Annotated in this window: 17 protein-coding genes and 1 pseudogene; 11 read left to right on the forward strand and 7 right to left on the reverse strand. The window is 48.0% G+C overall.

Translation table 11 applies throughout. The annotated features are described in order from the left end of the window. Nucleotide 1 precedes the first annotated feature (1 nt). The gene (locus tag I1H34_RS19885; RefSeq protein ID WP_212662697.1) at nucleotides 2–1,063 is read left to right on the forward strand and encodes a diguanylate cyclase domain-containing protein; all 1,062 of its coding nucleotides are present in this window, start codon (nucleotides 2–4) and stop codon (nucleotides 1,061–1,063) included. 10 nt (nucleotides 1,064–1,073) lie between these two features. Next, nucleotides 1,074–1,823 (forward strand): sugar phosphate isomerase/epimerase family protein, encoded by a 750-nt coding sequence (locus I1H34_RS19890; protein WP_212662698.1) that lies wholly within the window; start codon nucleotides 1,074–1,076, stop codon nucleotides 1,821–1,823. Here I1H34_RS19890 and I1H34_RS19895 read toward each other — a convergent pair. Further along, nucleotides 1,810–2,613, reverse strand: coding sequence for a class II glutamine amidotransferase (locus I1H34_RS19895; protein ID WP_212662699.1), 804 nt, complete (start codon nucleotides 2,611–2,613; stop codon nucleotides 1,810–1,812). The genes I1H34_RS19890 and I1H34_RS19895 overlap by 14 nt on opposite strands. 180 nt (nucleotides 2,614–2,793) lie before the next feature. Here I1H34_RS19895 and I1H34_RS19900 point away from each other — a divergent pair, with 180 nt between their 5' ends. Beyond that, nucleotides 2,794–3,570: a class I SAM-dependent methyltransferase gene (locus I1H34_RS19900; protein WP_212662700.1), complete on the forward strand. Its 777-nt coding sequence runs from the start codon at nucleotides 2,794–2,796 to the stop codon at nucleotides 3,568–3,570. A 513-nt stretch (nucleotides 3,571–4,083) separates the two neighbouring features. Continuing rightward, a complete protein-coding gene (locus I1H34_RS33115; RefSeq protein ID WP_212662701.1) occupies nucleotides 4,084–4,392 on the forward strand; it encodes an HIT domain-containing protein in 309 nt (102 codons plus the stop codon). Nucleotides 4,393–4,486: 94 nt separating this feature from the next. Here I1H34_RS33115 and I1H34_RS19910 read toward each other — a convergent pair whose 3' ends face one another. Genes I1H34_RS19910 through I1H34_RS19920 form a run of 3 tightly spaced genes read right to left on the reverse strand, consistent with a single transcriptional unit; the run spans nucleotide 4,487 to nucleotide 6,850 of the window. After that, nucleotides 4,487–5,050 carry a Uma2 family endonuclease gene (locus I1H34_RS19910; protein ID WP_212662702.1) on the reverse strand — a complete coding sequence of 188 codons (564 nt, stop codon included), beginning with the start codon at nucleotides 5,048–5,050 and terminating at the stop codon, nucleotides 4,487–4,489. A gap of 39 nt (nucleotides 5,051–5,089) precedes the next feature. Next, complete coding sequence (gene recF / locus I1H34_RS19915; RefSeq protein WP_212662703.1) at nucleotides 5,090–6,214, reverse strand: DNA replication/repair protein RecF; 1,125 nt, start codon at nucleotides 6,212–6,214, stop codon at nucleotides 5,090–5,092. 6 nt (nucleotides 6,215–6,220) lie between these two features. Beyond that, a complete protein-coding gene (locus tag I1H34_RS19920) occupies nucleotides 6,221–6,850 on the reverse strand; it encodes a ribonuclease D (protein ID WP_212662704.1) in 630 nt (209 codons plus the stop codon). Nucleotides 6,851–6,981: 131 nt separating this feature from the next. Between I1H34_RS19920 and I1H34_RS19925 the strand changes: the two genes are divergently transcribed. The 5 genes from I1H34_RS19925 (at nucleotide 6,982) to I1H34_RS19945 (ending at nucleotide 10,045) form a co-directional block, all read left to right on the forward strand. Then, nucleotides 6,982–7,251 (forward strand): YciI family protein, encoded by a 270-nt coding sequence (locus I1H34_RS19925; protein WP_212662705.1) that lies wholly within the window; start codon nucleotides 6,982–6,984, stop codon nucleotides 7,249–7,251. After that, the gene (locus I1H34_RS19930; RefSeq protein ID WP_212662706.1) at nucleotides 7,233–7,787 is read left to right on the forward strand and encodes a DUF5063 domain-containing protein; all 555 of its coding nucleotides are present in this window, start codon (nucleotides 7,233–7,235) and stop codon (nucleotides 7,785–7,787) included. The genes I1H34_RS19925 and I1H34_RS19930 overlap by 19 nt, the downstream gene beginning before the upstream one ends. A 55-nt stretch (nucleotides 7,788–7,842) precedes the next feature. Continuing rightward, nucleotides 7,843–8,673, forward strand: coding sequence for a hypothetical protein (locus tag I1H34_RS19935; RefSeq protein ID WP_212662707.1), 831 nt, complete (start codon nucleotides 7,843–7,845; stop codon nucleotides 8,671–8,673). Nucleotides 8,674–8,822: 149 nt separating this feature from the next. Next, nucleotides 8,823–9,197 carry a hypothetical protein gene (locus tag I1H34_RS19940; RefSeq protein WP_249369419.1) on the forward strand — a complete coding sequence of 125 codons (375 nt, stop codon included), beginning with the start codon at nucleotides 8,823–8,825 and terminating at the stop codon, nucleotides 9,195–9,197. 206 nt (nucleotides 9,198–9,403) lie between these two features. Continuing rightward, entirely contained in the window at nucleotides 9,404–10,045 is a 642-nt protein-coding gene (locus I1H34_RS19945) for a hypothetical protein (protein ID WP_249369421.1), read from the forward strand. A 61-nt stretch (nucleotides 10,046–10,106) separates the two neighbouring features. Here I1H34_RS19945 and I1H34_RS19950 read toward each other — a convergent pair whose 3' ends face one another. Together I1H34_RS19950 and ggpS are read right to left on the reverse strand one after the other, a co-directional pair. Continuing rightward, on the reverse strand, nucleotides 10,107–11,756 hold the full coding sequence (locus I1H34_RS19950; RefSeq protein WP_212662710.1) for an ABC1 kinase family protein: 1,650 nt from the start codon (nucleotides 11,754–11,756) through the stop codon (nucleotides 10,107–10,109). A gap of 191 nt (nucleotides 11,757–11,947) precedes the next feature. Further along, the gene (gene ggpS / locus I1H34_RS19955; RefSeq protein ID WP_212662711.1) at nucleotides 11,948–13,453 is read right to left on the reverse strand and encodes a glucosylglycerol-phosphate synthase; all 1,506 of its coding nucleotides are present in this window, start codon (nucleotides 13,451–13,453) and stop codon (nucleotides 11,948–11,950) included. A 272-nt stretch (nucleotides 13,454–13,725) separates the two neighbouring features. Here ggpS and gghA point away from each other — a divergent pair, with 272 nt between their 5' ends. Together gghA and glpK are read left to right on the forward strand one after the other, a co-directional pair. Further along, entirely contained in the window at nucleotides 13,726–16,245 is a 2,520-nt protein-coding gene (gene gghA, locus I1H34_RS19960; RefSeq protein ID WP_212662712.1) for a glucosylglycerol hydrolase, read from the forward strand. Between the two features lie 17 nt (nucleotides 16,246–16,262). Then, on the forward strand, nucleotides 16,263–17,771 hold the full coding sequence (gene glpK / locus I1H34_RS19965; protein ID WP_212662713.1) for a glycerol kinase GlpK: 1,509 nt from the start codon (nucleotides 16,263–16,265) through the stop codon (nucleotides 17,769–17,771). Nucleotides 17,772–17,818: 47 nt separating this feature from the next. On the opposite strand, the pseudogene I1H34_RS19970 reads toward glpK, so the two are convergent. Next, a pseudogene (locus tag I1H34_RS19970) lies at nucleotides 17,819–18,647 on the reverse strand (IS1 family transposase). Between the last annotated feature and the right edge of the window lie 233 nt (nucleotides 18,648–18,880).

An 18,880-nucleotide genomic window follows, 5' to 3' on the forward strand; every position in this document is an offset into this window, starting at 1 on the left:
CATGATCTCCCACGACACCGATTTAGACCAGAATATGGATGAATATCGTGCCAATCCTATTTCAGACATTGCTAGTCCTGCCACATCTGTCTTACCGAGTGAAATTTTAATCGTAGACGACACCGTAGAAAACCTCCGGTTACTCTCCAATATGCTGTCAATTCAAGGGTACAGCGTCCGGAAAGCGACCGGTGGAGAGATGGCCATCCAATCTGTGGAATCACTTCCCCCTGATCTCATTTTGCTCGATATTCTCATGCCCGACTTAAATGGCTATGAGGTCTGCACTCAGATCAAACGAAATCCCCAAACCGCTAATATTCCGATTATTTTCCTCAGTGCTCTCGATGACCCTTTAGACAAAGTCAAAGCATTTGAAGTCGGTGGCGTAGATTATTTGACTAAGCCTTTCCAACTTGAAGAAGTACTAGCAAGAGTCCATAACCAGCTATCCCTGAAGGATGCCCAGGAAAAAGTTGTCGCCCTAAATGCCAAGCTGCAAGAGTGGTTGGTTGACCAAAACCAAAAACTCCATCTGGCCAACAGCCGCATTTTAGAAACGAGTAGCGTCGATAGTCTTACCGGAATTCCGAATCGAGCTTCATTGCTCACCAGGCTAGAACAGTCACTATTCCTAGCCAAGATGGATGAGGCATACAAATTTGCGTTGCTGTATCTAGATTGCGATCGCTTCAGCACGATCAACCAATCTTTCGGCTATCAGGCTGGCGATGAATTATTGCAGGAGCTGGTCAAGCGGCTACAAGCCCTCACTCATCCAGATGATATGCTTGCCCGCATCGGTGGAGACCAATTTGCCATTCTAATTAATAAGCCATCTGATCCAGATCAGGTCCATCAATTCGCCAAGGAAATTTTGGTCAAGCTTCAACAGCCATTTCCCATTCAAGGACAAGAAATTGCCCTAAATGTCAGTATTGGCACTGAGTTTGGTGGGGCTCACTTTGAAAAACCCGGCCAGATTTTCGGTCATGCTGAGACTGCTATGTATCGGTCTAAAGCAGCAGGTGGAAATCAATCGACTTCTTTCACTACCCCATAAAAAATAATCAATGCCGCCCATCTTGGCTTACAACGAAAGCTCTCTGCCAGCCTCATCCTTGGATAAACGGTTACAGCTGGCAGCCCAACATCATCTTGCATTGGAGATTGCCAACTCCGGTCATTTGGATTTAGAGCCTTATCTGAAAGCCAACATTCCGATCGCAGCAGTCCAAGCCTATGCCATGCATGATGTTCATCCCCTCCATCCAGATGCCCAGCATCGGCAGCAGGCCCTCCATCATGTTCACCAGACTTTAGAGATTGCTGCTCAACTCCAAGTTCCTCGGATTGTGACCGTCTGCGGATTTGGTAGTGATGTGGTTGATTCCCCCTTTGAGCGCTGCTTAGATTTTTTCAGTCATTGCGCCGCTAAAGCCAAAACCCTCGGCATCAAAATTATGATTGAGCCATTAAGTCCGCGACGGTGTGAAGCCATGACCGAACCCTACCGAATCGGTCAGCTCGTGGACACCTTAGCAGAACCCGAGGTCTTTACCACTCTGCTGGATACTGGACATCTTCTTGATAGTGGCTACGACTTGGAAGCCTTCTTACCCAACTGGCCCTTTCCCACAGAAGAGCTTCAGCTTAAAGGCCCCCATTCAACCCCGCCTGATTTCTCCTTGAGGCCATGGCTGATGCAGCTACCGTTCCAACCTGCTGTTTTATGTGTGGAGCACCGCCAGCCTATTACACTCTCTGAGTTCGAGCAGCTGATTTCAGCAATACGCTTGGAGTTTCCTCTCAATAACGACTGACCTTACAAGCCCAATCATCCTGAAAAATCAGCGGTAAGCCATCCTGAAAGACCAGCAGTTCTCCGGGTTGAATGGTGGTCCAGGTTTCGTTATCCGTTAGACAAGTAGTGGCGATAATGGCAACGCGATCGCAAGGTGTTGCTAACTCTTGAAAATCAACGGTCAGATCTTCATCGATTAGGTGTGCTGCCGCAAAGGGGGACTGGCGGACGATATAGCAAAGCTTGGTGGAACAGTGCACAAACAGGTGTTTTCCATCTGAGAGCAAATAGTTGAAAATCCCATGACTGGCGATGGCCTGAGTCATCTCTTGCAACACGGGGAACAGCTCCTCCATGGGTGGTTGCTCCTGGGGAAATTTATCTCTGAGCTGATTCATAATCAAGCAAAACGCTCGTTCACTATCCGTTTGGCCCACGGAGCGATAGGTGCCTAAACTTCCAGATTTCAGAGTGGGTAGGTCCCCATTATGGGCAAATACCCAATGTCGCCCCCACAGTTCCCGCGTAAAGGGATGACAGTTTTCTAGGCCCACTGGACCAATGGTGGCTTTGCGAATATGAGCGACAACATTTGTCGATTTAATCGGGTATTCACGAATGAGTTTGGCAATGGCAGAGGTGGCAGAAGGCTTGTCATCTAGGAATATTCGACAGGCTGCTCCTTCAAAGAAGGCAATGCCCCACCCATCTTTATGATCGTCCGTTTTGCCACCTCGGGCGCAGAAACCTTCAAAGGAGAAACAAATATCCGTTGGCCCATTACAGTTCATCCCTAATAACTGACACATGAGCGATCGCAAGCAGTGCTACGCCGTCGATTGTAGGTGGAAAGGGAAAGAGGCTGCAACCAAATAAAATGCCAATTTCCACAATCTTGTACGTAAAGAATCGAATGTTTACTAATGCACCTATCTGATGGAGGCATCCTGTACTGTGTTTAGTATTCGGCAGGTGGAGTAGAGAGCATCATGCTTTACGACACGATTGGGAAAACCTACGCCCAAACCAGGCAGAGTGATCCACGCATCGCAGCAAAACTGTTAGAAATTTTGGAGCCGTTTCAGGCTTCTACGATTGTAGATATTGGTGCAGGTACAGGGTCTTATGCACTGTATCTGGCCGAGCATGGATATCAAGTTCTGGCAGTTGAGCCATCTACAGTAATGCGAAATCAGGCGATCGTCCATCCGGCAGTCCGCTGGATAGATGCAAAGGCTGAACATCTGTCATTGCCCTCTCATTCAGCAGATGTAGCTATCATCATCTTGGCATTGCACCACTTCCCAGATTATTCGCAAGCGCTGCAAGAGATTCACAGAGTGACCGGGGGAGGGCAGATGGTTATCTTTACCTACGATCCAGACCTCATTTCTAGTTTTTGGCTAACCGAGTATTTCCCTTCGTTTATTGCCGATGTTCAGTCTACTTTTTTACCCATTGCAACGTTAACGGCTGAGATGGCAACCATTAAGGATAGGGCTGTGAATATCGTTCCTTTCCCTTTACCCCATGATTTATCAGACTCATTTGCTGCGGTCGGTTGGGCACGCCCCGAGCTGTATCTGAAGCACAATATTCGCAACGGAATTTCATCATTTGCCAAGCTCAATGAGAATGAATTAGAGCAGGGGTTATCCAACCTACGCAAAGATTTAGAGACCGGAATATGGGATCAAAAGCATGGATATCTCCGCCAACACACCTTTTATGATGTTGGCTACAGATTCGTATTTACCGCTCAATAATATAGGCTTCTAGTGAATTAGACCCATGCTTGACTGATTGAAGTCTCACTTTACCGTAATGGATAGTGTCTTTATGAAAGACTCAATATGCCAAATTCTTTATGACTTACTTGAAATCTGTCTACGTCTAGCTCTTGTAATAATTATTACAGCCATATTTTCTTTAATTACAGGGGCCGTCTGTTTATTGATTACCTATATTTGCTATGTGACTAAAATTATCCCGATCATGTTCTATGGATTTGCCCTAAAATCAATGTTTTTAGCAGCATTTATCAGTCTATTTAGTGGATTTAAAACCTTAGTATGGGATGATCTTTATATCTCAAGAAAAAAATATTAAAAGACGTCTAAGTTACAAACTCAAGACATTAATTATTTATTTAGAGAAGTTATCGCTAGATCTTCACCATAGTAAGGCAAAGCCACGTAACAAGAATTACATTAATCGGAGCTAATGCAATGGACTGATATTGCGAAAACATTATCAATAGAGATTTGTCAGTCAACAAGGTGTATGAATCAGAAAATATTGTAGCCTTTCATCACACTCGTCCATTTTGGGAACACCACATAGTTGCAATACCCAAAACGCATATTGAATCCATGGCATCATCCGAAGCACATAACCCTGAGTTGATGTCAGAGTTAATGTCTGTCATGCACCAGTTAGCAATTGACTTCAAGGATAAATACGGTGGGTGCCATATTGGTACCAATGTTGGCTCTTATCAGTCCGCTAAGCACATGCATTGGTACATTCATGCAGGTCAAAGAGTACGTGATAGAGACGGAAACCTTATAGACGAACGTAGCAAATGATCGTGACTGGTCAATTAGTTGACTGGTCACACTCCTAAGACATTAACGCTGAAAAATCATTTAAAAACCAGTTGTTCATTGAGGACAGTTGTCGCTAGATTTTCAACCAAGCGAACAAGTTTTCAACTGATAATTGCAGACCACTAGCAAAATCAGGCCCTAGCAAAACCTCATGCGCCGCATCATAAATTTCTATTTCTTGCTTAGGACGATAGACAAATACCGTTTTTTCGTCAGGGTCAATCAACCAGCCCATCAATGTTCCATGCTGAAGGCAATGCATAATGTTCTTCGTCACACGGGTATGACTTTGATCAGGCGATAAGATTTCAATCGTCCAATCAGGAGCAAGCGGAAAAGCATTCGCAACTTCTCCATTTTTATCGAGAGGAATTCGGTCCCAAAGAAAAACTGCAATATCAGGAACCGTTGATCGTCCGCCAAAAGTGCAGCGTAGCTCGGGAAAAGCACAAGCAACTCGTTCCGGCTTAACCACCGCATTAATCGCAGCTAATAGCTCACCTTGGATGCGGCTATATTTTCCTTGGGGCATTGGCTTCTGCAGGATCTGCCCTTCAATATACTCACTGGCCGGTTTAGTCTCCGGTAACCTTAGGAATTCTTCCAGTGTCAGGATTTTAGAGGGAACTTGAACCATCTTGAGAGCATCGCTAACAGTGCTAGTTACAGAATAGCGCTAGGTTGAAAACTGGACCTGCCCTGCTTTCACCGTCAATATTTGGGCAGAGTCTAACCATTTGGCATCAAAAGCACCTAGATGGGTGGTCGTAATCAGGGTTTGAAAGCGGGTCTGAATCGCATCTAAAAGCTGGTTTTGGCGATTGAGATCTAGCTCTGCCAGCACATCATCTAGAAGCAGTAAGGGGGCTTCACCGACTACTTCCTCAATCAGCTTCAGTTCCGCTAACTTCAGAGCCAATACTAACGTGCGCTGCTGACCTTGGGACCCATACTGGCGGGCGGGGGTGCCATTAATCAGGAGCGTCACTTCATCCCGATGGGGACCAACCAGGGATAGACCTTGCAATTGCTCCAGCATCGACTTTTCCTCCAGTTGGCTAAGGAACTGGGGATAGAGCTGCTCAGGAAATTGCGGATCGTAGCTAACGTTAGGGGTGTAGAGGATTTCCAGCTGTTCTTGGTGACCACTAATAGTTTGGTGCCAGTGACCCGCTAGGGGAACTAATCGCATCAACATCCGCTGACGCCGCTGAATCACCCGTGAACCACTCGCCGCTAACTGCTGATTCCACAGAACTAGCTGTTGAGGATCAACCTGAGGGGCATCGTCAGAACGATGATGTTTGAGATAGGCGTTGCGCTGCTTGAGGACCTGCTGATATTGCTGCAGCAAATGGGCATAGACAGGTTCCAACTGCACCAGCACCGCATCTAGCCAATTCCGACGCTCTCCTGGCCCTCCCCGCACCAGATCCATATCAAGGCTGGAGAACTGGACTATATTGAGGTGCCCCAAAAAATCGAGCTGGCGACGAATCGTTTCACTATTAACCGAAACCGTGCGACGGCCATTGGCCCGTAGAGTCAAACTCAAATCGAGAGGGCCACTTTCTCGTTGGAGGGTCGCCGTTACTTGGCTGAGGGATTCACCGTCTTTAACTAAGTCGCGATCGCGGCTGACCCGATGAGATTTTAAAGTTGAGAGCAGCTCTACTGCTTCTAATAGGTTGGACTTTCCCTGGGCATTTGGCCCCACCAAAATGGTTTTGGGAGCAGAGAACTCTACCTGCTGGGCGACATAGTTGCGAAATTGGATCAGGTGAAGCTGCTGGAGATACACAAGGGCTTAATGCTCAAAAATATTGTCAAAATGCATCAGGTCAAGGGTGACGATGGTGGGTAGACACTGGAAGCAAGCCATGGCTAATTCGAGGCGGTCTTCCCGCTCTAGCATCTTCACGAGGGTTGCCTGAGCAGATAACAGGTAACGGACATCATTCGATGCATAGTTCAACTGCTCTTCCGAGAGATTTTCAGCATTCCCCCAATCGGAGCTTTGAGCCGACTTGTCGAGTTCTTCACCCACTAACTCTCGCACTAGCTCCTTGAGGCCATGGCGAGGGCTATAGGTTCGTACCAGCTTACTGGCAATCTTGGTACAAAAGATCGGCATGGTTTCAATATCAAGGTGATGCAACAGCGTGGCGATATCAAACCGGGCAAAGTGAAAGACCTTGAGGACTTTGTCCGCTTCCATCAGTTGCTTGAGATTGGGCGCATCCATTTGTCCCTGGGCAATGCGTACCACGGTGACTTGGCCTTCAGGATTGCAAATCTGTACCAGACAGAGGCGATCACGATGGGGCTTTAATCCCATGGTTTCGGTATCTACCGCAATCCGATCTGCCTGGAGATAGTCCTGAAGAAAGGCGGTACTGAGGTCGCGATCGCAAACCTGAAACTCACTTAATGCCATGCAAGATTCCCATACGTTCTGATGGGCATTGTACAAAAATTAAGGGGGGTTCAACAGCCTCAGTCAAAAAGACTCAGAAAATACGGGTCGCCCGTTATAATCACCACAGAGTTTTAGAGAAGAACATCAAAATGGCGAAGTACGTAATGTGGGGCAGTTACTGCGAAGGCGTGTTAGAAAAGCGAGCACCCTATCGCCAAGATCATTTAGATGGTCTCAACGCTCAGAAAGCGGCAGGCACACTAGTCACCATTGGTCCGACCAAAGACACCAAAATGGTATTTGGCATCTACGAGGCTGAAAACGAGGCTACAGTCCGTAACCTAGTCGAGTCCGACCCTTACTGGAAAAATGGCATTTGGACAGAATACGAAATCCGAGAATGGATTCAAGCAATTTAGAATCAAGTGGATTGAAATTATCTGGCGTAGCTGCCCCTATTGCCTCATTTATCCAAGCTGCTGCCGACTATTGTTTGTTGATCGAATCATGCGAACAATACGCCACTGATCAATTCATTCACCATGCTCGCTATCAGGTTGCCCGCATTTATCTGGCAGCACTTTCATTACCTCAAGTTGAAGCAACTGGGGAAAGTCTTAACCGTGATATTTCTCACGAAGAGTATTCACAAATCGGCAGATCTCTAGTGGCAAAATTTGATCAGTACAATCTCTACTGGCAAATATTGGATCCTGGAGAGCTTGAGCCTGACGATCCTGGATGTCAAACCTTGTCAGATGATCTAGCCGATATTTGGCGAGATCTCAAGCCTGGTCTGCTGCACTGGAACACCACAACCGATAGTCTGCGTCAAGCCATCCTTTGGGAATGGTATTTTAACTTTCATCATCATTGGTCTACCCATGCTGTTGACGCACTTCGGATTATCGACTGGTTGATTAACCACCATGGAATAGCAGACACAGATACTTAATCAAGCTTTGTTAGGGTCTCAATATCAGCTTTTTCATTTTCACTTGTTTCCCCTCATGCTTGCCAACCTAGCGCTTCATACAGCAGCACGTCATTACTGCCAAACGCAATCAAACTATTGGTATCAACACACGACTGAAATACGGCAAACAATACCTCGTGCTCAGAACAACTATCAGCAGATGCTTTTAGAGAGCTATGCCCGTTCAGACATACTCACGATAATCCGCACTGAAATTGAGCGCCTCGATGCCGATCAACTGGACAATATCGAAACCACTCGCGATCTCATCCTGCAAATCGGCAGAGTCGCTCAAAAAACCCTGCCGCATCCCAATATGGGGCAACCGCCACCCCAAACTTCTCAGGCCACGTTTGGAATTAATGTAGACGATGCGGTCTCAAACGAACGAGAAACATTCTGCACCTACATTCAAGACCTCTCAGATTCCCAACTGCAGGCTGTTCAGCCCTTACCTTATCAGCGAGTCTTGTCCCCAGATGAGTCCAAAACGAAGTGGTGTCAACTTCGCAACCGTTGGCAAATCACCGGCCCCTATTGGCATCCACTCCATCCATGCAGCTTGTCGAACATCACTGCCTTTGACACAGACGCATTTGAAGAATTTTGCCGATCTTGCAGCCTGATAGATCAGTTGTCCGCTCACGGTATTACTCGAATTTGGGAACTGCGTGACTACGGAATTGAATACGAGCAAGACATCTCTCTATTTGACCCTGCGTACACTGGCTATGAAGGCTACTGGACATCTGACAAATTAGACTGGATTGTCTATGCTTCCCATGAAAACTCAACGACCCTTGGTGGATGGTTACTAGAGGAGGTTAAAGCTCAATGGTCAGACTGGGAACAACACACTTGGTAACCCCAGGTGAGCAGAGACAATCCATTGGGATTCCTATTCAGTGAAGGCTTATTGCAGCTTAGGCATCCCAAAAGGGTGAACGTTCAGATGCACGATTCAGCATGAAAAAATGGCACATCATCTATCACCCACAGCGGAGATTCAGCCCAATGAGTTGGTGGGTGCATAAAGCTGTACTTGAAGCTTCGCCAACGACAGAATGGAGGAACGCAGATCAGTATGAACCCGCCTTCCCACCCTGCATCTTTGCAAAAGGATTTCCCTACTTATTAGTAACGGTTGATGGTTTTGAATTAGAGTTTGCCTCATCCCATGAAATCAGACACTGCATTGAGATATTGCAGCAAAAACATTTACCGGCGACGAAAAACTTAATTTGCCAGAACAGTACAACCTATCAAGGGTTTAATCACTGGTTAGCCATTTATCCTGCTTCTCTCAAGTCATGGAAACAACGCCAACGAACAGTAAAGATCCTGACAAAAACATTGGTGGAGTTGGAATCAGCAGGCATTCGTTTTTAATTCACCCTTATCTTGCGAGCATTTTTCAAGGTTTGGCTTAACCTTGTATACCCATCAACTGAACATTGGGTGTGATGTTTATCAATACATCAGTCAAGGTTAGATGAGATTATGCCCAAAAAGCTGGGTATAGGGTGAGAAATTTTTTCGGCATGATAAAGCCATCTGTAATCTCTAAAGGCTGGTCATCAGTATTATTAGTGTTGATGAGCACTCCTGTGCTCTGGGCCTGTGATCGAGTCCCTATTGTGAGGCGGTTCTCTAACGATCAAGCTCAAGCAACCGATCCAAAGCCAGACAAAGCCCTATATGCCTTTGAATCCATTCCAGGTACACCTTACCTAGTCGCCAATATCGCGCAAGTGACAGCAGGCAAATCCCGCATATCCTCTTCTGAATTCTATTCACGCAAGGGGGGCGGCATTGCCAATCTGGTGTTTTTGGATTCTGGTTCTTTAGAGTCTCACAGTCTGTTCGACACGAATCAATACACTATTTTTGAAGCCACACAGTATCCTCTCAACGAACAAGCCCCCAACCCAGAAGAGAAAAAGATCAAGAAAACGGCTCGTTTTGTTTATCAAGTGCTAAAGAAGGATACCAATGGTGACAAATTTCTAGACAGCAGAGATCACCGGACTATCGCGATTTCAGATGCGTTTGGCAAACAGTATGTTGAAGTCTTGACGGATATCAGTCAGCTTTTGAACTTACAAGCATTAACTGGCAATCGCTTGCTGGTGGTGTATGTCAAAAATGGAACGAAAATGGCGAGTCTTCTGGATCTCTCTCAAAGAAAAGTCATCCAGACCAACGCCCTGACCAAACTAGGAGATGATGTCGAGTAGTTGAGCTGTATTCCCCAAGCTACACCTAAAAATCAAATGACTTTACACCTAAAAATTCAAATTAACGGAGATTACCCGATCGCAATATACTAACCGCCAACCACAATCCCAAAAAGCTCGCCACCGCAAACAGAGTATTGCTCAACCAGTACAACGCCGTTTGCTTCTCCGCCGAAATCATCGCCGCCCCCATAATCAGCGACCCCACCAAAATACTGAAAGACAGGCGATTGGCAGCATTATCGACGGTAATTCGTAAACCATTCAGACCCAATAGATTTAAGTTCCACTGCAAGGATTCTGACGTGACTTGGTCCAGAAGTTGCTCTAACTGACGGGGCGATCGCAAGGAGAAATTCTTAACATCCAGGGCCGTTCTCAGCAGCGTCGGCAACGGATCTTCTCCCACCAACTGCCGTCGGAACAAATCGCTCATCAACGGCTTAATTTCATCTAAGACATTGAATTTGGGATCAAAGGTTCGTGCAGCCCCTTCCAAATTAGCCAAGGCTTTTACGTATAGCCCTACATTTCCCGGCAATTTCAGCTTGTTCGAGCGGGCAACTTGCAGCACTTCATACAGCACCTCCCCCAGGTTAATCTCCGCCAGATTCCGGTTATAGTACTTGCGCAGCAGAGCTTCAAAATCACTTTCGAGCTGGGCCAAATTCTCCGCCCGTCGGGTTTTCGCTAACTGCAGCGTCAGCTGGCTACAACGCTGAGCATCCAGATCCACAATCGCCAACAACATTTCCGTCAAAATCTGCTGGGTGTTAGGGTCCAAGCGTCCGACCATTCCGCAGTCTAGGATCGCCGCTCGACCATCGTTGAGATAATACAAATTGCCGGGATGGGGGTCGGCATGGAAGAAACCATCCACATAGATTTGCTGCAAAAATGCCCGAAACAACAAAGTGGTCACCTGCCGACGAGCACCATCGATCTTGGGTTCCTGTTGGGAATAGGGCAAGTTTGCCGACAGTAAAGGTTCACCTTCTAGCCACTGCATGACCAGCACTTTCTGCGTGGTCAAGGCCAAATTGATTTTAGGGACTACAAGCTGTTGCGGATCAAACCAGCGACTGGTGGAGAGATTTTGGCGCAGCTGCTCTGTATGACTCGCTTCCACGGTGAAATCCAGTTCATCCAAGAGGGCATTGGAAAACTCTGCCGCCAAGGATTTAAGGTCGTAATCTTTACCAATATCAGTTCGTGATGCCAGATCCGCGAGGGTATTGATCAGGGCAATATCTTGATTAACAACTCCATCAATCCCCGGTCGTTGCACTTTAATAGCCACCTGCTGACCGTTGGCTAGGATAGCCCGATGCACTTGGGCAATGGACCCCGATGCCACCGGGGTGGAATCAATCTCTTTAAACTGGGACCGCAATTCCTGGGCAATTTGCTGCTGAATCACTGCCTTAATTTCAACCCAGGCAACGGGAGGGACCTTGCTTTGCAGCGTGGACAACGCTTCAATATAGGGCGCTGGCAAAATATCAGGGCGCGTACTCAAGAGCTGACCTAATTTGACATAGACTGGCCCCAAATCCACCAAAATATTACGCAGCACAGCAGGCGTCGGTAACGCAGGCTGATCTGCTTTACCCCCTGTTAGTAGCTGCTGCATGAAGTCCCAGCCATTGCGGAGGACGACTTCAATGATTTCGCGTTGCCGGGAGGCCGTTTGCGTTAACCCTGAGAACACAATGCCTCCTGTGCGGTGAGTCGAATGGTTAGAAGTGATCCTAGCTCAAAACTCGGTTGGGCCGCTGGTTGCGGTGGAATCCATGTTCTTTGGCCTCGGCTCAGCAGGATAGGCCCAAGAACAACAACATCACACCTATTAATTCAAAACGATTAAATAGGTGCAAAGCCGCCGTTACCCGTTAGACCAGCCTAAGAAACTGAGGCTTGGTTCTCAGAGGGAGCCGATTGAATCGCTTTGAACTTTTGCAAAAGATGATTCGCCCAATAATCGACGTCATACTTGGTGACCGTCTCAAACATCTTGGTCATAGCAGCTTGGCTCTCTTCATCAGACATCGCCAAAGCTTTATCTATCGACTCATCCATCCGATCAATCGAATAGGGATTAGTGAGAATGGCTTCTGGCAGTTCCACCGCCGCTCCCACAAACTCCGACAGCACCAAGACCCCAGGCTGCTTATCTTTGGCAATAATATATTCCTTGGCCACCAAGTTGAGGCCATCTCTCAGGGGCGTTGTCCAACAAATATCCGCCACCCGATAGTAGCTGAGCAGCTCTTCCAAGGAAAGAGGCTGAGTATAGAGCAAAATCGGTGTCCAGCCGAGCTGGGCAAACTGACCATTAATTTTACCCACCTGCTGTTCAATTTCACTTTGGGCCTTTTTGTAGATGCGCATTCCCGTGGCTGGCGATACACAGGTCATCACAAAAGTGATCTTGCCGTGGAGATCGGGTCGGCGTTTCAGCAAGCGACCAAAGGCTTCTAGTTTTTCGCGGTTGCCTTTTACATAATCCACACGACCGGCAGCAATAATCAATTTGCGACCGCCCAGGTCTTCTTTAATTGCTGCCAGACGTTTCTGGGCAGTGGGCTGACTGAGGGTTTCCAAAATATGTTTGGGATTGGTGCCAACCGGAAAGGCATCGATATTGACGAGCTGACCTTTATAACGCAGGTAGGTGGTCATATTGGGTTCAGCCAAAGCCGTACCCACGGGCGTAATATGCTCAGGAATCGGGCCTCGTTCCACAATCTCCACAGGCCGGAGGCTGCGGGCCACATTAACAAAGTTTTCCGAGTAGCGAGGAATATGGAAGCCAACAATATCGCAACACAGCAGGCTATCTACAATTTCTTCTCGCCAGGGCAAGATATTGAAAATATCGACAGAAGGGAAAGGAGTGTGGTGGAAAAAGGCAATCTTGGCGTTGGGTTTGAGTTGGCGAATGTAGTGAGGCGCCATCCACAGGTTATAGTCATGAATCCAAATTAAGGCATCATCTGCCGCTTGCTCACAAGCTGCTTCTGCAAACAGACGGTTGATGGTGTGAAAGTTTTCCCAGTCCGAAGACTCATAGGTGAAGTGGTAGGGAAAGGAGTGGAGAATCGGCCAAAACGCCTCTTTAGACGTGATGTGATAGAAGTGTTTAACTTGATCGGCACTCAAAGGGATACGACAAACGTTGTAATTACCCTCGCCTTCTACCGTGACTAGGGTTTCAAAGCTATTGCGTTGCTTTGCCGTCACCTGTTTCCAGGCAATCCAAGTCCCCTGATTCACACTGGCAAAAAAGCTTTTTAAGGTCGGCAAAATGCCATTGGGACTTTTCTTGGGCCGATAGTGAATTTTACCGTTCTCAATCACCTCATCATAGGGTTCACGGTGGTAAAGAATCACTAGGGAAGATTTCATCAGATGGCCTCCTATTTGTCACGGTCATCTAGATCAATGGGGATGTCAAAGTTCGAGCGCCCACAACATCGCTGTATCTTTTGTAATGCTGTGGGCATGGACGAGTTGAGTTTTACCCCACAGAACCCGTCTCAAAATCCTTTGCAATCAGAGATGACCCCAAGATTACCCTATGCCAACATGCCCCACTCTGCAAATTAAGCCCTGATAAATGTTTGCTGCTTTCTGTTAGGCTGGACAACAGCAAAAACGCCCTTCATGTCGCAAAAACTGTGGTTGATTCCGCTTTCCCTGAGCCCGTTCTAGATGACCAAGAAACGCAAGTCTTACTAGACTGGGCCGCCAACATTGACCAATCTGACGCTACCTATTTTCAAACAGGCCAACTCCTCGCCACCCGATTAGGAGCCTATTACCGAGAAGACGGTCTCACAGAAATCGGTTTCTGGACACCTGGGCTGGCCGCTGAAGTGATTCAGTCCGAGCGCAGTATTTATCTAGAAGTGTTTACTCCCCTAGAAGCCATTAACTTCCGGGCTGCTGAGCAAGAAGTGACTTGGCAACGCGATCGCATCCCCCTCATCCTCCAGGGTGAATATATTTGGGGCGTGATTAAAGGACTTCGCCCCGGCACTCGCGACCAAGCAGGCAGCTTCTACTGGCTCCGCTATATCGACAATCAAGGACGCGTAAAAACCACTCGCGACCCCTTAGCCTATTCCCTCCCCTACGGGGTCTTTGCCCCCGCCGAACTCTATGACAGCGATCGGCTCCAGCGTCAGCGATCAGATTTGGACTATTTAAAGGCAACGGGGGCTCAGACAAAATCTCGCAAAGGATTCTTAGCATCTGACTTAAAAAATCCACCGCCTCGACTCCCGGCGCCGGTCTGCATCCTGCAGCTCCATGTTCATACCGCTTCTCCCGAAGGCACCCTTGCGGGCCTGACACGCATCTACCAGCGCATCTCAGACAAACTCGCTCAAGGGGAAGATCTCACCCCTGTAGAACAGAACTATGTGGGCTACGACGCCATCGAGCTATTGCCCATGGAGCCCACCATTGAATATCGCTTAGACCAAGACAACCACCACCATGAGTTCTTTGCCCGCCCCCCTGAGCCGACCAGTCTCACGGATGAAGATACCCAAACCATCAAAATCACCCTGCGAAAACCCAATACCCAGAATTGGGGCTACGACGTGCCCATTATTGGCTCCACAGCCACCAATCCATCCGTCCTAGAAACCCTGCGCCCCGACGAAATCATCGACTTTATTGCCACGCTCCATAATTTTTTTCAAGGGCCCATTCAAGTCATCTATGACCTGGTGTACGGCCATGCCGATAACCAGTGCGAAAAGCTCATTAGCCGCCAGTACTTGAAAGGCCCTAACATGTATGGCCAGGATTTAAACCACCAATTACCTGCAGTCCGTGCCATCCTCTTGGAAATGCAGCGTCGCAAAAACAATACCGGGGCCGATGGCATTCGAGTAGATGGGGGACAGGACTTTCGGTTTTTCAATCCCCTCACCAACTTAGTCGAACAGGACGACGGCTATCTAAGGGCTATGGGCAACATTGTCCAAGAGATAGAAGGCAACGAACGCCTGATGTTTACCATCTTTGAAGATGGCCGTCCTTGGCCCCAAGAGGGCTGGGAAGAGACCTCTCGCTATCTGGAGCTGGTTGAGCTCGAACCCCATTCCTACCAGTGGGGACCCCTAGTTTTTGCCCACAATACCCCAGCTCTCCAACACTTTTGGGATCAAAAATGGCGACGAGTCTGCGAGGTCATGTTCCAAGGCTCTAATTGGATTACCGGCTGCGCCAACCATGACACCGTTCGCCGGGGCAATCAAATCGATCCAGAAGGCCCGATTAACTGGCATTTGGGAGATACCCTCGTCGAGGTCACCAAAACCGCCTATGACAATCCTGCCATCAAGCTGTGGGTACTGGGGTTTTGCCCAGGCTTACCTATGGAATTTCTCAATGCCAACTTCCGAGGAGCTTGGGGCTTCTTCCGGAATACGGATGAGCTATATGGCGTCAAAGTGGTTTCCGAAGAAATTGGCTTCCTTGACTGGCAGCTCACACCAGAATTATTTCAGCCTCCTGAAGTGTTTCCCCAACTCAAAGCCCTCGGGTTTACGGATCTAGAGATGCTGCGTCAGTTTTCGAAAGCGTTGCAAGCCACCATGCTGGAATCAGATTACAACTTGGAAATGGTAGCGGAATCCTGTCGGCGTTGTTTTGCAGGAGAAACGAATGTCTGTACCAATATCAGTTTGGAATCATTGAAACATTCGGATCGTCCCGAATTTCTCAACGACTTGGATGTGCCTAAGCTGAAACAGTTTGCCCGAGCTTTTATGGAAGATGGCTATGACTTTTCCAACGTTAAACATTGGGGAGACAGCTTAAACCCTGAACAAGTGGCCTTCAATTTAGCCGCACGTCAATATCGGTTTGCTCATCCTTGGCTAGGCGAGAACTTAACCGAACGCGATCGCTTCAACCGCATCACCGAGGAAACCTACACCCTCTTCTATGGACAGCGCAGCCAGCATGGCCCTGGCATTGAACAGTCCGAAGATATTGTCATGGTTAGCCATATGGGAGGTGATCCCGCCACCGTTACTCTAGGGGACTGGTTACAGCTAGAACTAAGCGAATGGCGAGTCGTCTTGACCTCTCCCGGCTTAGAAATTGGTAATGATGTCGAAAGCTTAAGATCTTTTGAACTAAGGGACACTCAAGGGTTACTCCTAGAGAAGATTGTGTAAACCCTTCGAGGAAGATCATGACTTCAGCCACCTACATCATGGCCTTGGATTTGGGGACCACTGGCAATCGTGCCATTCTCTTCGACCAAGATGGCCAGATCGTCGATCAGGCCTATAAAGAGCTTCCTCAGTATTATCCTCAGCCGGGATGGGTGGAGCATGATGCCTTAGAAATCTGGCGTGATACCCGCTGGGCCATGGAAACGGTAGTCGCCCAAGCCAAAATTGATCCCGCTCAGATCGCTGCTATCGGACTGACCGTGCAGCGCGAGACCTGTTTGCTGTGGGATAAAACCACGGGGCAGCCACTGCACAAAGCCATTGTTTGGCAAGATCGACGCACCGCAGCCTACTGTAACCAGCTGGCAGAGCAAGGCCATACCCAGGATATTTACGATCGCACCGGTTTGGTCCTCGATGCCTATTTTTCAGGGAGTAAGTTAGCGTGGCTCCTAGCAGAGGTTAAAAAGCAAAACCCCAATCTCAATTTAGACAACGTGATCGCAGGCACCATCGATACCTGGGCCTTGTGGAATCTCACAGGAGGCAAGGTTCACGCCACGGATCACAGCAATGCCAGTCGTACCCTACTGTTGAATTTAAGCCAAGGCACCTGGGATGACCATCTCCTTGATCTATTTGGCATTCCCCAGTCATTTATGCCCGCAATTCATCCCAGCTTAGGGGTCTTTGGCAAAACCGACGCCAAATTCTTGGGCCAGGAAATTCCCATTGCCGCCATCTTTGGGGATCAGCAAGCGGCCTTGTTCGCCCACGGCTGTGATCGCCCCGGCTCCCTCAAATGTACCTATGGTACCGGCTCCTTTTTGGTGGCCCATACAGGAAGTGAAATTGCTCGATCCAAGAATCGCCTGCTCTCTACCGTGGCTTGGACTCAAACAGATCATGGTCAAGTCCAAACTGGCTATGCCATCGAAGGCAGTATGTTCACCTCTGGAGCCTGCATTCAGTGGTTGCGAGATGGCCTCAAGCTCATTACCAATGCTGCCGAGACAGAAGGGTTGGCCAAAGCCGTCGAAGATAATGGCGGGGTCTATTTTGTCCCGGCCCTCAGTGGCCTCGGAGCCCCCCATTGGGATATGAGCGCTCGAGGGGCCTTTTTGGGAATTACTCGCGGGGCCCAGCGAGAGCATATGGTGCGGGCAGTATTAGAAGCGATCGCCTACCAAACCAAGGAAGTGGTCGATGCGGTCAACCAAGATTGTGGCTCTCCCATTCAGCAACTCAAAGTTGATGGTGGCGCTTGTCAGAACAATTTCTTGATGCAGTATCAAGCCGATGTCCTAGGTATTCCCGTTGAACGCCCTGTGGTTTTGGATGCTACTGCCCAAGGGGCAGCCTTTGGGGCCGGGCTAGCCATAGGGATGTGGAAAGACTATGGAGCTTTAGTCGCTGCTCGAAAAATTGATCAAGTTTTTCAACCCAGCACCAATACCCAAGCGGCTCAAGCCAATTTTAAAACCTGGCAAAAAGCAGTGGAACGCGCTAAAGATTGGGCCAACTAGTATCAACCGCGACATTTTGTTCTCGCCTTCAACTCGATGGTCGTGCATCAAACAATTGTGGGGTAGGTGAGTATGTCATCCCAATGCCAAGCTCGCGAGGCTAGATCAGCACGTTGTGCCGCCGTTGTTTTAAGCCGACTGTGTGTCCAAATCCAATTGAAATAGCTGACCACTAATCGAGCAGTGACTTTGGTTTGCGCCCACACTTTGCCAAATTTGTTCTGGCGTCGATGCCATCGACCACTGTGCTGTCGAATAATGCCATTGGTGCGTTCGAGTCGTTGAGTTCTGTCCTTGCCAATGTAATGGTCAATCTCCCAAGGCAACACTCTTTCGTACCCCCCCAATCGTCGCTATTCCAGTCCTTGCAATCGGTCTTACCTTCAGTGCTAGTCACCAGTTCATTCAATAATGAATCGGTGTGCTTGCCCACACGACACGAGAGGATCACGCCGCTTGTGTTTGCCAAGGTAATCGCCATCCAACAATCACCCATCTCTAGCTCATGGGGAAGACAGTGTTTTTGCTTTTTTTCACAAAGGACCACATTTCATCTGCACTGACATCCTCCGTTTCAACGGCTTGCACTTGGCCATTATGGAGTTGCTGAGATCGTTGGCTAGCAGCTCTTACTAGAGAGACTACAGTGTTGTAAGCTAGGCCACTGGTCCGAGTGATACCTCGAAGACTACTCCCTTCTGCATGGGCTTGGAGGACTTGTCGGACCTGCTCTGGACTCACCTGACGACGATAGTAAAGGGTATCAAAGCGTTCAGTAAAGGTCTGCTGGCACTCAGGACAACGGTATCGTTGAAGCATGTTGGGCATCTTGCCATGCTTGTGTGCTTTGGAATGACCGCATAGTGGGCATTGCATGGGTAGGTTAGAAGCTGAGCTGAGCCTCTAGTATACTCAACCCACAATTACTTGAGGCACGACCAACTCGATAACAGAAGGGTCATTTCAATTTTCCAGGCGAGAATAAAATGTCCACAATAGATCTATTAGGAATAGAATCTCGAATGAAATTTTCATCTCATCAATTTATCTACAATAAAAATTAATCAATATACAACTATTTACCTTTAAAAAAAATCTATTAATAGCTA

The sequence above is a fragment of the Acaryochloris marina S15 genome (assembly GCF_018336915.1).
In the GTDB taxonomy this organism is placed as follows: domain Bacteria; phylum Cyanobacteriota; class Cyanobacteriia; order Thermosynechococcales; family Thermosynechococcaceae; genus Acaryochloris; species Acaryochloris marina_A.

Bases quoted from the DNA above. Each gene is read 5' to 3' on its own strand.
- I1H34_RS19885 (WP_212662697.1), top strand. From the start codon at position 2: ATGATCTCCCACGACACCGATTTAGACCAGAATATGGATGAATATCGT.
- I1H34_RS19890 (WP_212662698.1), top strand. From the start codon at position 1,074: ATGCCGCCCATCTTGGCTTACAACGAAAGCTCTCTGCCAGCCTCATCC.
- I1H34_RS19895 (WP_212662699.1), bottom strand. From the start codon at position 2,613: ATGTGTCAGTTATTAGGGATGAACTGTAATGGGCCAACGGATATTTGT.
- I1H34_RS19900 (WP_212662700.1), top strand. From the start codon at position 2,794: ATGCTTTACGACACGATTGGGAAAACCTACGCCCAAACCAGGCAGAGT.
- I1H34_RS19910 (WP_212662702.1), bottom strand. From the start codon at position 5,050: ATGGTTCAAGTTCCCTCTAAAATCCTGACACTGGAAGAATTCCTAAGG.
- I1H34_RS19920 (WP_212662704.1), bottom strand. From the start codon at position 6,850: ATGGCATTAAGTGAGTTTCAGGTTTGCGATCGCGACCTCAGTACCGCC.
- I1H34_RS19925 (WP_212662705.1), top strand. From the start codon at position 6,982: ATGGCGAAGTACGTAATGTGGGGCAGTTACTGCGAAGGCGTGTTAGAA.
- I1H34_RS19930 (WP_212662706.1), top strand. From the start codon at position 7,233: ATGGATTCAAGCAATTTAGAATCAAGTGGATTGAAATTATCTGGCGTA.
- I1H34_RS19935 (WP_212662707.1), top strand. From the start codon at position 7,843: ATGCTTGCCAACCTAGCGCTTCATACAGCAGCACGTCATTACTGCCAA.
- I1H34_RS19940 (WP_249369419.1), top strand. From the start codon at position 8,823: ATGAGTTGGTGGGTGCATAAAGCTGTACTTGAAGCTTCGCCAACGACA.
- I1H34_RS19945 (WP_249369421.1), top strand. From the start codon at position 9,404: ATGAGCACTCCTGTGCTCTGGGCCTGTGATCGAGTCCCTATTGTGAGG.
- ggpS (WP_212662711.1), bottom strand. From the start codon at position 13,453: ATGAAATCTTCCCTAGTGATTCTTTACCACCGTGAACCCTATGATGAG.
- glpK (WP_212662713.1), top strand. From the start codon at position 16,263: ATGACTTCAGCCACCTACATCATGGCCTTGGATTTGGGGACCACTGGC.